This is a genomic window from Bradyrhizobium erythrophlei, assembly GCF_900129505.1.
Lineage (GTDB): Bacteria > Pseudomonadota > Alphaproteobacteria > Rhizobiales > Xanthobacteraceae > Bradyrhizobium > Bradyrhizobium erythrophlei_D.
This window is the reverse complement of sequence record NZ_LT670818.1, coordinates 7,368,399-7,381,569: the sequence shown is the minus strand read 5'-3', so window position 1 is coordinate 7,381,569 and position 13,171 is coordinate 7,368,399. Positions and strand designations below refer to the sequence as shown.

Annotated in this window: 9 protein-coding genes; 6 read left to right on the top strand and 3 right to left on the bottom strand. The window is 60.8% G+C overall.

All coding sequences use genetic code 11. The features are described from left to right. Nucleotides 1–1,029: 1,029 nt before the first annotated feature. The gene (locus tag B5525_RS34600; protein ID WP_079570338.1) at nt 1,030–2,562 is read right to left on the bottom strand and encodes a class I adenylate-forming enzyme family protein; all 1,533 of its coding nucleotides are present in this window, start codon (nt 2,560–2,562) and stop codon (nt 1,030–1,032) included. Between the two features lie 121 nt (nt 2,563–2,683). Further along, complete coding sequence (locus tag B5525_RS34595; RefSeq protein ID WP_154073617.1) at nt 2,684–3,604, bottom strand: GntR family transcriptional regulator; 921 nt, start codon at nt 3,602–3,604, stop codon at nt 2,684–2,686. Here B5525_RS34595 and B5525_RS34590 point away from each other — a divergent pair. The 6 genes from B5525_RS34590 to B5525_RS34565 all read left to right on the top strand — a co-directional run bounded on the left by B5525_RS34590 (nt 3,579) and on the right by B5525_RS34565 (nt 11,808). Further along, entirely contained in the window at nt 3,579–4,580 is a 1,002-nt protein-coding gene (locus tag B5525_RS34590; RefSeq protein WP_244567687.1) for an ABC transporter permease, read from the top strand. The two genes, B5525_RS34595 and B5525_RS34590, sit on opposite strands and share 26 nt — an antisense overlap. 64 nt (nt 4,581–4,644) lie before the next feature. Further along, on the top strand, nt 4,645–5,652 hold the full coding sequence (locus tag B5525_RS34585) for a sugar ABC transporter substrate-binding protein (RefSeq protein WP_079570335.1): 1,008 nt from the start codon (nt 4,645–4,647) through the stop codon (nt 5,650–5,652). Nucleotides 5,653–5,732: 80 nt separating this feature from the next. Beyond that, nucleotides 5,733–7,904 (top strand): ABC transporter permease, encoded by a 2,172-nt coding sequence (locus tag B5525_RS34580; protein ID WP_079570333.1) that lies wholly within the window; start codon nt 5,733–5,735, stop codon nt 7,902–7,904. Continuing rightward, the gene (locus tag B5525_RS34575) at nt 7,888–9,018 is read left to right on the top strand and encodes an SMP-30/gluconolactonase/LRE family protein (RefSeq protein WP_079570332.1); all 1,131 of its coding nucleotides are present in this window, start codon (nt 7,888–7,890) and stop codon (nt 9,016–9,018) included. Before B5525_RS34580 ends, B5525_RS34575 begins: the two co-directional genes overlap by 17 nt. Continuing rightward, a complete protein-coding gene (locus B5525_RS34570; protein ID WP_079570330.1) occupies nt 9,011–10,555 on the top strand; it encodes a sugar ABC transporter ATP-binding protein in 1,545 nt (514 codons plus the stop codon). Before B5525_RS34575 ends, B5525_RS34570 begins: the two co-directional genes overlap by 8 nt. 44 nt (nt 10,556–10,599) lie before the next feature. Continuing rightward, complete coding sequence (locus B5525_RS34565) at nt 10,600–11,808, top strand: acyl-CoA dehydrogenase family protein (RefSeq protein WP_079570329.1); 1,209 nt, start codon at nt 10,600–10,602, stop codon at nt 11,806–11,808. Between the two features lie 174 nt (nt 11,809–11,982). Here the strand turns inward: B5525_RS34565 and B5525_RS34560 are convergent, their stop codons facing one another. Beyond that, the gene (locus B5525_RS34560) at nt 11,983–13,110 is read right to left on the bottom strand and encodes a hypothetical protein (RefSeq protein WP_079570327.1); all 1,128 of its coding nucleotides are present in this window, start codon (nt 13,108–13,110) and stop codon (nt 11,983–11,985) included. Nucleotides 13,111–13,171 lie beyond the last annotated feature (61 nt).

Genomic DNA, 13,171 nt, shown 5'->3' with positions numbered 1-13,171 from the left:
AGGCGGCGGCCCCCGGTAGGGGCCTGGGAGGCGGGTGCAGCGAGCGCCCCCGGGCGTCGTCTGTTGGCGGGAAGGGCGGGGCGGACGCCTACGGGATCTGCCGTCCACCCACAAACAGGTCCCAAAGGCCGCCATAGGTTGCCTACGGCCCCCCTCTTTCGGAGCCTTGTCCGCCTGGGCCCTCTGGACTGCTCTGGAATACGCGGAGAAGGTTCGATCCCAGTTCCTCTCCCTCCGCCAGGTCACATTGAAATATGAATTATCGTTTTCCGATGGTTGGCCCCCGGATTGCTTCTGGGTGGGACAGGGCCTGGGAAAGCCAGCGTGATCCGTTCTGAAATTCGGTCAAGAGCTGAGCGTAACTGCGGTTTGCCTTTGTTTTTGCAGCCTTCACACCAACGAGATACCGCGCACAGACCCATTTGGTACAGGTCGGCTACCTGCGCGTCGTAGATTTGGATATTGGGGCGAGCAAATTGGACATCTGCGCGATCAGAGCGGTCACTTCGGCGCCGGCAGAACTTTAGCCTGCAACCGCGGGTCGGTAGAAACAGCTATGGAAAACGTTGAGTCACCGGTCGTCCGGCGGCTGATCGCTAAAGAACAACACCAAGGTCGCGGGCTCGAATCCTTCCCCGCTACCACGCGCGATATTCCCACACGAAATTCCGATCAAGGCCAGCCTCCGCCGTACAATGACCAGTTGGCCGCGCGCATGCGGGCGGCGGCGTCTCCTTCTGAAGGTACGCGCGTCATTCCCCAACACCTCCCTTGAGCCGCATCGGCAAGTTTGCTTATCGCGCTCCAATTCCGTAGATTCGTTGTGTCTGGTAAAACCTCGCTTGTCATTCCGGTGAACTTGGCGATGAAGTCGCGAAATCTGGATACGGTCCCACTTGCTTCGTTTGGGCCACAAGCGACTTTGAGAGAACGACCGCTTATGGCGCGCGAAGAGGACGTTGAGCCATTTCGGATCTTTGCAGAACGAACAGGTGACACGCGGGAAGACGCAGACGTGCATCTGTGCGCTTAGCCCTTGCGCAATTGGGGTTTCTGGACCTTTCCGTTGGCGTTGCGCGGCAATGGGAGGGTTTGTAGCGTGACGGTTTCCGGAACTTTGTAGTCGGATAAGCGCTCGGCGCAGAACGAACGAACATTATCCGCGGTTAGCGTGCTTTGCTCCGCAATGACCACGATAGCATGAACGCGTTCTCCGAGGACGGGGTCGGCGCGGCCGATGATCGCGCATTCGAGAACGCCTTCGACACTGCTGATGACGTTCTCGACCTCGGCACTGAAAATCTTGAAGCCGCCACGATTGATCATGTCCTTCTTGCGATCGAATATGCGCACGAAGCCGTCAGCGTCTATCGATCCGATATCGCCGGATCGCCAGAAGCCATCGACGAACTCGCTCGCATTGGCTTCAGGACGCCGCCAATAGCCTGGCACCACCATTGGACCGGCGATCCAGAGCTCGCCTGACGTACCCGGTGGCACCTCTCGTCCATCATCATCGACCACCTTGATCCGGCCGCAGGGAACCGTCACTCCAACGCTGTCGATATGATCGCGCCATTGTGTGCGTGGCATCACGGTGGATGGCGACGTGGTCTCGGTGGCGCCATAGGCATTCAAGAGTTGCAAACGTGGTAGCTTCTCGGCCAGCATCTCGATGGTCGCTACCGGCATCGGCGCACCGCCGAAACATCCGATCCGCCAGGACGTCAGATCGTAGGATCCAAGTTCCGGATGCATCGCGCAGAGTGTGTAGATGGTCGGAACGAGAATCGAATAGGTGATGTTCTCGCGGCTCGCCAGCGCCAGAAAATCCGGAGTCTTGTATGCCTGGCGCATCAGCACCACGCAGCCGCCGACAATCATGGTCGACAATGCAACCCCGACCAGTCCCGTCACATGCGACAGCGGGACCGCGACCAGCCCGCGGTCGACCTCGGTCAGGCCGTGACAGCGGGCGAAGGTGAGAGCGGAATGAAGGATTCCGAGGTGGGTCAATTGCGCGCCTTTCGGCCGCCCCGTGGTTCCCGAGGTATAAAGGATGACGGCGACATCTTCCTCGGATATGCCCGGCGAAAACGGCGATTGCGATGCCGCGGCGAGAAGTTCGCTGAATGGCCGCGCGTCGTTTGCGGTGCCGTAAACGGAAAACATCTGCACGAGCGCGGGAAGGGCATCACGCGACGGAATCGCATCCGCCAAATCGGCTTCGAAGATGAGTATTTTGGCGCCGCTGTCGTTCAGCAGGAATTCGAGTTCAGCCTGCCGCTGGCGCGTCCCGATGGGAACGACGATGGCGCCGATACGGTTGCACGCGTAGACGCAGGCGAGGAATTCCCAGCAGTTGCCAAGGAACAATGCCACGCGATCGCCATGCGCGATGCCGCGGTCGGACAGCCCGGCCGCTATCGTTCGGCTCAGACCATCGAGTTCGCGGTAAGTGATGGTGCGATCCTCGACGATCGCCGGCCGCTCGGGAAAGCGGTGCACCAGATCGGAAAACATCGCGGCGAGGGTGGCGGGACGCTCCGAAAAGCACAGCATCCGCCGACCGTCGTAGTGTTGCTCTTCACGAAGCGCTCCCTCCCAGGAGCTGTCACCCCAGAATTTATCAGACACGGTCGACCATCCGCATTTTATCTTCTTTGTGATGCGGCAAGCAGGCTCACGCCTTGAGCTTTTCCAGCAGAGTTTTGCCCCCGATGAGAATGTCCTGGCTGATAGCCTTGCGGGCCAGCTCGGGATCGCGCTTCCGGAAGGCCTCGATGACGCGGAGATGGGCATGCTTTTGACCGTGGAACGGCCGTGCATGCGCGTCGTATAGGTACGAAAGTATGGGTCCGAACTGCATCCACAGATTTTCGACCACGCGAAACAGCGTGGGCGATCTGGCGAGGCGGCAGACACCGAAATGAAAGTTTTCGTTTTCCGCGAGCGCCGCCGCAAAATTACTGTCAGTCTCGGTCCGCACATAGCGATCGTGAATGGCAAGCAGGTTTTCAATCTCCGGCCCGGTGACAACGGAAGCCGCACGCGCCGCGCCTTCGCCCTCGATCAGCATGCGCAGGTCCCGAATTTCGATGCACCGTTCAAGCGTGAGCACGGGAACGACGACCGTTCCGCGTTCGTCGAGCATCAGCGCATGTTCGGAAACCAGGCGCAGCAGTGATTCCCTGACGGGGGTGACACTAATTCCGAGTTCATCGGCGACCTGTCGCGCGACGAGCTTTTGTCCGGGTTTGAGCCGGCTTCGCATCAATGAGTTGCGAATGGCGACGTAAGCCTGCTGGCTGACGCTTTCCTTGGTGATCTGCCGCCCGAACTGGCCCGAGCCGATCTCTCCCTCGGTCGACAGCGCGTCGGTGATCATCGTTGACATGCCGGGAACCTCGTGCATAAATCTGTTATAACAAATAAGATGCAACAAACAACTGCATTTGTTTTGTAGACCGTCGGACCAGAGCGGCCCAGCGAGGCCGTTATCAAAGCCAGCCGTCGGACCAGCAAAGCGGGATTGGCGCCGTCGAGATGCGCGCATTCGTCGGCGAGGGAGAGTAGACGTGTCGAGCGAGACGATAGCCGACAACCCGCGGCGTAGCGGCTACCAACCCAGCCAGTCGACGATTGTGCTCGGCGTGACGCTCGCTCTCTTCCTTGTTCTAAGTGTCGTGCTGCCGGGCTTCATCACGCTCGGCAATCTGTTCACGTTGGCCCGCAGCATTTCCATCCTGGGAATCCTGGGGCTCGGCATGGCGGTGGTGGTGATCGGGCGCGGAATCGACCTCTCGCAGATCGCCTCGCTTGCCTGTTCCAGCGCGATCGCGGTCACGATGATCAACAATGGCTGGCCGCCGGCGCTCGCGATCGGCTTCGGCCTTCTCTTGTCGATCGGGATCGGAATTGCGAACGGCTATCTGGTGTCGGTGATCGAGATTCCGCCACTGTTCACGACGCTCGCGTCCGGACTTCTGGTGCTCGGCATAACACGCGCGCTGGTGGTTCCTCACTATCAGGTCTTCTTGCAGCCCGGCCATGACTGGCTTCTGATGCTGGGCGGTACGACCTTCGGAGGCCTTCCGGTTCCGGTGGTCGCATTCGCGATCTGCGCGCTGCTGCTGCATCTATTCTTGTCGCGGACGGTGCTTGGCCGTTTCATCTATGCTCACGGCGACAACGCGCAGGCGGCGCGGCTTTCCGGAATGGCCACGCGGCCGCTGACGATGCTGGAATACGCCATTTGTTCCGCAATCGGTTACGTCGGAGGTGTGATCATGGTGGGGTCGACCTCGCTGATGCATCTCCAGATCGCCGAATCGACGATCATTTTCGATGTCATCCTCGTCGTCGTACTCGGTGGCGTCAGTCTGGTGGGCGGACGGGGCAACGTCGTCAGCGTTATCGCGGGAACGCTGCTGATCGGCGTGCTGCTCAACGCGATGACAATCATGAACCTCGACATTCAGACCCAGGACATGATCAAGGGCGGGGTGCTGCTGCTGGCCATCACGCTCGACAGTTACATTCATCCTCGGGACGAGGAGACTGCCAAGCAGGGCGATTGATTGAAATCGACGACATCACAACGCACGAAGGCAACAACGCTTTCGGCATCAGGGAGGAAATGACATGTCGATTACTAAAAGGGAAGTTATTCGCGCCGCACTTGCAATCGCAGCATTTGCAGCCGGATCGATCGGAACGGCGTACGCCGCCGATCCGCGTGCGGAATTGCTCCAGAAATTTCAGACCGCGGTGAAGGGCAAGACCGTCGCCTGGGTGCCGGTATGGCTTGGCGTCCTTGAATCCGAATGGACCCGCGTCATGAAGGCGCATTTCGACGACTATGGGATCAAGCTGATCGTCCGCGATCCCAACTTCAAATCGGATGTCCAGCTCCAGGCCGTGAGCTCGCTGATCAACGAGAAGCCCGATATTCTGGTAGTGCAGAATCCAACCACGACGCTGCTCGCGCGCGAGTTGAAGCGCGCGATGGATGCGGGCATCAAGGTCGTCCAGGTCAACATGGCGTCGAACCAGTTGACGGACGCCTATGTCGGCGCCGACGTGCCCAAGCTCGGCCACATGCTTGGGGAGGAGGTTGTCAAGACCTGCGGCGGCGGCAAAGGCTCCGGCAAGGTGTCGATCATCCAGGGCGAGGCAACCGCGGCCTATTCGCTTGATATGACCAAGGCCGCGACAGAAGTTCTCAATGCCGACAAATCAATCAAGATCGTGTCGTCGCAGCCGTCGAACTGGGACGCCAACAAGGCTTCTGAAATCACCACCAACGTGTTGCAACAGAACCCGGATCTGTGCGGAATCCTGAGCGTTTGGGGTCCCCAGACGGCGGGCGCGGCGCAGGTGGTCAAGAACGCCGGCAAGCAGGACCAGGTCAAGATTTTCGTGGCGAGCGATGGTCAACCGGCCGATTGCGACCTGCTGGAGCAGGGCCTGTTCACCAAGAATCTGTCCTATCGCGCCGATACGCAGGGCGAGGCGATCGTCAATGCCGTGCTGACGCTGTTGCAGGATAGCCGCCCCGCGGGAACGACGCAGCTGGCCTATTACACCACCAATTACTGGGTCTCGGGCAAAGCCGACCGCCAGTACTGCTTCGTCGTACCAAAGGAATAAGGCGGTCGTCTTACAAGAGCCGCAGCGCGGACGCCCAAGGCCAGCCCCGGGGCGTCCGCCGACTGAACATTGGACAGCTAATGAACGCGCTACGACGTTTCTGGTATCGTTACTCACCGCAGCTTCTGATCGGCGAGTTGCTTGAAAAGCGATGGATGGAGCCGATCGTTCCGTTCGCATTGCTGATTCTGGTCTTCGTCGTTTTCATCCTGACCATTCCCGGATACACCTCTCTCGCCCAGCTGCAGCAACTGATGCGCAGCTTCCCCGAGCAGGCCTTCGTGGCGATGGCAATGGCGATCTCGATCCTGTCTGGTGGCCTCGACCTGTCGGTCGGTGCCGTCTTCGCGATGGCCGATTTCCTGACGCTGTACCTCATGCAAGTGCGCGACTGGCCGTTGCCGCTGACGATCGTCGCCGTACTTGGCTGGGGCGCACTGATCGGCGCCGTCAACGGCGGGCTGATTGCGTATGCCAAGACGCGTCCCTTCCTGACGACCATGGTGGTACTGATCATCCTGCGCGCAGCCTACAACAAGATCACCGGTGCCTTTGCAACCGAGCTTGCCGGCGCCTCCTCTGACAGTGCGGCCTGGGACTTCCTGGGAACGGGATTTTTGTTCGGAATTCCCGTCAATATGTTGTGTCTTATCGTCATCGGGGTTATTGCGCACCTCTATCTCACGCGAATTCGCTCCGGCGTTCACATCATGGCCGTCGGCTCGAGCCGCAAGGCCGCGCGGCACGCCGGTATCAACGTCAGGCACTCCCTGTTTCTCGCCTACGTCCTATCCGGAATGCTGGCGTCTCTGGCCGGCACTCTTTACGCGGCGCGTCAAAACAGCGCCGGCACCGACACCGGCGTTGGCTGGGAAGTGAACGCGCTTGCCGCCGCTGTGCTGGGCGGCATCAGCCTGAGCGGTGGTCGCGGCACCATCAGCCGCGCGCTGATGGGGGCGGCGATCATCTTCCTGCTCATCAACGGACTGGTTCAGCTCGGCACCCACGGCAGCCTGACGACGGCCGCTATCGGCGCAATCCTGCTCGCGGCAGTGGGTTTCAACGTCAAGTTCGTCAAGAACAAGAGCAAGATCCTCCAGAAGATCTACGTCAGCCCAAGCCTCGTCGAATTCTCTCCGCCGGCCTCGATCGAACGCGACAGCGGCACAGTTTTCGCGGAAAACGACCGGCTCAAGAACGCCGAGGCTATCGCGCTCGATCGCATCGAGGGTCCTGAGGACATCATCCTGGACCGTCACGACAATCTCTATACCGTCAATCGCAACGGCTCCGTCATCCGTTTTCTCGCGCCGGATTACGAGCGTCGCGAGGAATTTGCGCGGATCGGCGGCCGCCCGCTCGGCATGGCGCTCGACCGCGACGAGAACCTGCTTGTCTGCGTGGCGGGCATGGGTGTCTACGGCGTCAAGCCCGACCGCACGGTATTCAAGGTCACCGACGAGACCAACCGCACCTGGTATCGCTTGAAGGACGACTCGCGGCTGTGGCTTGCCGACGATCTCGACGTCGCGCCGGATGGAAAGATCTATTTCAGCGATGCCACCACGCGCTACGATCTCTCAGACTGGGCGCTCGACGGATTCGAGGGAAGAGGCAATGGCCGCCTGGTCTGCCACGATCCGGCGACGGGAAAGACGCAGACCGTTCTTTCCAACCTGGCTTTTCCGAATGGCGTATGCATCTCGCATGACGGACGCGCGGTGCTTTGGGTTAGCACGTGGCTGTGCCGCATCTATCGCTATTGGATCGAGGGCGAGAAGGCGGGCACGCTGGAATTGCTGGTCGACAACCTGCCGGGCTATCCCGACAACATCAACCGCGCCTCTGACGGCACTTATTGGCTTGCCTTGGTCGGATTGCGGTCGCCGGTCTATGACCTCGCGATGGCGGATCCAGCGTTCCGCACCCGGATGGTGAAGCAGATACCTCCCGATGAATGGCTGTGTCCTGGCATCAATTTCGGCTGCGTGATCAAATTCGACGACAATGGCGAGGTGCACGAGTCGTTGTGGGACCCCGGCGGTATCTCACATCCGACCATTACCTCGATGCGCGAGCATAAGGGCTACCTGTACATCGGCGGGCTCGAAAACAACCGCATCGGCCGGCTTCCGCTGCCCGACGCCGATCCGACCTGGACCGGGTGGAACTCCTACTGGGCGCGCGGCAAGCAGGACGACGCGAAGCAACAACCAATGCCTGCGAGGACAGACCGTGTCGTTAGCGCGTGATATCGTCGACCGCATCTTCTTTCCGAATCGGGACGTCCACTCGATCCCGGTTCTCGATGGCGGCTTCTCGCCGAACGAACGGCTCGATCGGGCGCGGCAGCTCGGAGACATCTTCGATTCACCCGATGCGCTGGTGCTGGACGGTGAGGGTACATTGTACGTTTCGGCCGGGCAGACAATCTATGCCTGCACAGGCCGGGATTTCGAAACGCGCCGCCCATTTGTCCGGATTGAAGGGAAGGCCGGCGGCCTGGCATGGTCGGAGATGACGGGCCTTGTGGTTTGCGTTCCCGAACGCGGGATTTGCACTGTCGATGGCGCCGGCAAAATAAGGGGATGGCTCGAGAAGGTTGACGGCGCGGCGATCGGCTGTCCGACGGCGGTCGCCGTTGCCTCCGATGGAACGATCTTCCTAACTGATGGGTCCCGGCACAACACGCCCGATCAATGGCTGCCGGATCTGATGCAAAAGCGTTCGCCCTCCGGACGCCTGATCACCTGCGACGCAGCGCTGACGAATGCACGCGTTGTCGCCGATGGTCTTGATTGGCCGGGCGGCGTCGCGGTGACTCACGACGAGGAGAGTGTCTTCGTCACGGAGTCGTGGTCGCATCGCCTGCGCGAATTGGAGCGGTCGGGCGGCGAGCCGCGGGTGCTAGTGAAAAATTTTGCCGGTTATCCGTCACGCATAGTGCGCGGCGCAGGCGGCCACTACTGGCTCGCCTTCTTTGCCCTGCGAACGCAACTCACCGAATTCGTCCTGCGCGAGCATGCATTTCGTGCAAGGATGATGGCCAGCGTTCCTCCGAATCTGTGGGTCGGGCCGACCCTTGGAGGGGCGTTCGACTGTCGGGAGCCGACGCAGATCGGCCGGATCAAGAAACTTGGCATTCAAAAGCCGTGGGCACCGCCGCGATCTTACGGTCTGGTGACGCGCCTCGACGCCAGGGGGCATGCCGTCGAAAGCTTTCATAGCCGTGCCTCGGGTCAGCTTCATGGCGTTACGGCCGTCGCGGATGACCGCGGCCGTGTCCTGGTGGTGTCGAAGGGACATGGCAAGATCGCCGAGTTGCCCGTCAGTGACGAGAGATCAGCGGGAGAACACGATGAGTAATAGCGCCGAGGTAGCGCCGGTTCTGCGGATTGTCGCCGGCAGCAAGGTCTATGGCGGCATTCATGCCATCGACAGCGTCGATTTCGACCTGCGACCCGGTGAAATCCATGCGGTGCTCGGAGAAAACGGCGCGGGCAAGTCGACCCTGTGCAAGGCGATTTCCGGCGCCATCGAGCTGACGTCGGGCGCCTACATTCTGGGCGGGACGCAGGTTTCGTTTTCGTCTCCCGGTGAGGCGCTGAAAAACGGCGTGGCCATGGTCTATCAGGAGACCAGTCTCGTTCCCTCGATGACCGTTGCGCAGAACCTCGAACTCGGCATGGAGAAATTCTTCACCGTCTATCGCAAGATCAATATCGCTGCCCAGCAATCGCAGCAGGCGCTCAATTTCAACGTCGATCCGCTCGCACTTGTCGAAACGCTCGGGACCGCGAAGCGGCAAATGGTCGAGATCGCGCGCGCGGTACGCCACAATGCACGGGTAATTATTTTCGACGAGCCAACCGCGAGTCTTACGCCGGAAGAGATGCAGCACCTGTTTCATCTCTTGAACAGCCTGCGCTCGCAGGGTGTTGGAATTATCTTCATTTCGCATGCGCTCGAAGAGGCGCTGAAGATCGCCGATCGCATCACCGTGCTACGCGACGGCAAGCTCGTGCATACCGGTCCGGCGGCCGGGCTCGCCCGGCCGGCGATCGTGCGAATGATGGTTGGCCGCGACATCGCCGCGACGCACTATGCGGCGGTCGAAGCGGAAGGTGTGGCGGCTGTCGAGCCACGCGGGGGGACGGACAAGGATAGGCGTCGGGTGTTGTCGGTCGAGAACGTCACGATGGGCAGCGTCGTGAAGAATATGTCGTTTTCGGTCTATGAAGGTGAGGTGGTTGGCATGGCGGGGCTTGTCGGTTCAGGCCGCACCGAGATCGCTCATGTCATCTGCGGCGCGCGCAAGCGGAATTTCCTGCGCGGCGGGCTGATCTATCTCAACGACCGGCCGATTCGCTATCGGGTACCGCGGCAGGCGGTGCGGGATGGCATTGTATATATCACCGAGGACCGCAAACTCGACGGCTTCTTCGAGACCATGACCGCGGATGATAATGTTTATCTCGGCTATCTGGCGTCGCCGAAGGGCGGGCGACGGCTGCTCTATTCGCTCAAGCAGAGGAAGAAGATCGCCGATCGCTGGGTCAAGGCGCTCTCCATCTCCGCGCTCAAGCGCAGCCTGAGGATCGTCGAGTATTCCGGCGGCAACCAGCAGAAGGTCGTCGTGGCGAAATCACTCGCGCAGGAACCATCGGTCGTGATCTTCGACGAGCCGACGCGAGGCGTCGACGTCGGCGCGATCCCGCAAATTCATGCCGCCATTCGCGCGCTGGCGGCCGAAGGCAAGGCCGTTATCGTGATATCGTCGTACCTGCCGGAAGTTATGGCGATCTCCGATCGCATCCTGGTGGCGCGGGGCGGCCGGATCGTCGAGGAAATGACCGCTGCCCAGGCCACGGAAGAGAAAATCATGTATGCCGCGATTCACTGAGGGCGAAGAACCTGATCGCGGTCTACGGATTTGGAAGGAGAAAAATGCTTTATCCAGAGTCAGAAAAAGTCGTCGCGCTCAAACGGCGGGTCGTGTCGTTCATGGACCGGCACGTCTACCCGAATGAAGAGCGCTTTTACAAGGAGGCCGAGGAACTTGGCCCCTGGAAGGTCTATCCGGTTGTCGAAGAACTGAAGCCCAAGGCCAGGGCTGAGGGACTTTGGAATCTGTTCCTTCCGGAAAGCGACCACGGCGCCGGCCTGACGAATTTCGAATATGCGCCGCTCTGTGAAATCATGGGGCGCTCGCATCTCGCGCCCGAACTCTTCAATTGCTCGGCGCCTGACACTGGCAACATGGAAGTGCTCGCGCGCTACGGTACCAAGGAACATCAGGATCGTTGGCTGAAGCCGCTGCTGGCGGGTGAAATCCGCTCCTGTTTTGCAATGACCGAGCCGGCGGTAGCATCGAGCGACGCCACCAACATCGAGAGCTCGATCGTGCGCGACCGCGATCACTACGTTATCAATGGCCGTAAATGGTATACGACCAACGCGACCGATCCGCGCTGCAAGATTTGCGTCTTCATGGGCAAGACTGATCCTGACAACGCGGACAGGCATCGCCAGCAATCGATGGTTTTGGTGCCGATGGACACGCCGGGCGTTCAGGTCCTGCGACCGATTCCCGTTTTCGGATTCTATGGCGTGCCTGATCGCGCCTCAGAGGTCCTGTTCGAGAATGTCCGCGTGCCGGTAAGCAACATTCTGCTCGGGGAAGGGCGTGGGTTCGAGATCGCACAGGGTCGCCTTGGGCCGGGCCGTATCCATCATTGCATGCGACTGATCGGGCTTTCCGAGCGTACGCTGGAAAGGATGTGCCGTCGCGCATCGAGCCGCATCGCTTTCGGCAAGCGCGTGTCCGAACAGACGGTAACGCAGGAGCGGATCGCGGAAGCGCGGATCATGATCGAGCAGGCCCGCTTGCTGACGCTCAATGCTGCCCATGCCATGGACACGGTCGGAAACAAGGTGGCAAAGGCCGAGATTGCGATGATCAAGGTAGCCGTGCCCAACATGGCCTGCCAGGTCATCGACTGGGCGATACAGGCGCATGGCGGCGGGGGAACCAGTAACGACTTCGGATTGGCTGCGGCCTACGCTACCGCTCGCCTATTGCGCCTCGCCGATGGACCGGACGAAGTTCATCGCAACCAGATTGCCCGGCTGGAGCTGCGGAAGTACTCGAATTAAAAGGCAGAGGCGGGCAAATCGACGCTGGAAATTCTTGAGACGAACAAGAGCTTTCGCTCGATGTAACGTTTCGCATGGTTTGCTGAGATTGGTCGTCGGATTGACGCAGTCGCTGCTGGCCCAAACCCAACCTTCGGTAGAGCCCTCCGGAGCCGCGTGGATGCGACCAATCGGCTAACCTTTTGCCCCGTCGGAGAGGCCAACGAACCCGGATGGTTCATAGGGACCGAGACAAATCTGCTCCAGCACGCCGACGCCGGTGCGCTCTCCATCGCTGGCGCGGACAACCTGCTGGACGTGAAGATGCTCCCGCGCGAGGGGATCCAGCTGTTGCGGATCGAATGACTCCCCACCGATTTCCAACTCGCCCTTCCACATGCCCTGTCCCCATTGGGGATGGCCGTAGCCGAGGCCCTTCATCTGGAATTTCAGGATTGGTTCGAGGGCGATCGTGCGCGTCTTGCCGTCGTGATCAATCAGGTCGATCTCGGCGGACCGCGCCAGCCGCGTGCTGGCAACATACTTCACCCGATGACGTGCGGTTGCCATGCGCTGGTCCTTTCCGTCTTCAACGCCGGGCACGGCGGCTTCCGTCGGGTAGAGCGGTGCAACAATGGCTTCCCTGATCAAGGCCTCACCGCGCGGACCGTCGAAGAAGATGGCGTGGGAAATGTGGTCGTCCCACACCAGCGGCGCCCAGAGGAAGAATACGCTCGGGGATGCAGTCGGCGCGCCGGCGACCTCGCGCTCGCCGACGTTGCGCACGCCCCAGGAGCGGTCCTTGGTCCCGTGGCAGACAGCTTCGTCGACATGGATCTCCCCGTCCGGATGGCGCACCACGCCGCTCCAGCGGCCGAACTGGTCGAAGCGGGTGGCGTCCATCACGCGCCGCGCGCCCGACCATAGGGTCTGGCGGGCTTCCTGGATCGCCGCCGAGCGGGCCGAGAAGGTCAGGTCGCAGGAGACGCCGCTGGCGTTGTCCACCAGCACTACCCGGGCTCGGCGCATGGGCTCGACCACGTGCAGGCGGAAGGGGCCGACTTGCATGTCCGTGCGCTCTATCGGAGCACGGCGCGAGCCGTAGAAGCAATACTGGCGCCCGCCCGGCTGCACGACGCTGAAGGCGCAGTCCAGGATCCCGCGATGCGGATAGATTGCCATCCCGATGCCGAAATAATAGGAGCCGTCGCTGGCGTAGCCATTGAACCATGTCCGATCGTAGACATTGCGGTCGCTGGTCACTGGAACAGCAATCGGCTCCGGCGTCTGGTGGATGGGGAAGTCGTCTAGCTTGTTGAGCATGGGGCCTTCCTGCGACGGTGGTTAAGTTGCGTAGTTCCGGGCAGCCAAGGGCAGGCCCAAA

Bases quoted from the DNA above. Each gene is read 5' to 3' on its own strand.
- B5525_RS34560 (WP_079570327.1), bottom strand. From the start codon at position 13,110: ATGCTCAACAAGCTAGACGACTTCCCCATCCACCAGACGCCGGAGCCG.
- B5525_RS34580 (WP_079570333.1), top strand. From the start codon at position 5,733: ATGAACGCGCTACGACGTTTCTGGTATCGTTACTCACCGCAGCTTCTG.
- B5525_RS34565 (WP_079570329.1), top strand. From the start codon at position 10,600: ATGCTTTATCCAGAGTCAGAAAAAGTCGTCGCGCTCAAACGGCGGGTC.
- B5525_RS34570 (WP_079570330.1), top strand. From the start codon at position 9,011: ATGAGTAATAGCGCCGAGGTAGCGCCGGTTCTGCGGATTGTCGCCGGC.
- B5525_RS34585 (WP_079570335.1), top strand. From the start codon at position 4,645: ATGTCGATTACTAAAAGGGAAGTTATTCGCGCCGCACTTGCAATCGCA.
- B5525_RS34600 (WP_079570338.1), bottom strand. From the start codon at position 2,562: ATGCTGTGCTTTTCGGAGCGTCCCGCCACCCTCGCCGCGATGTTTTCC.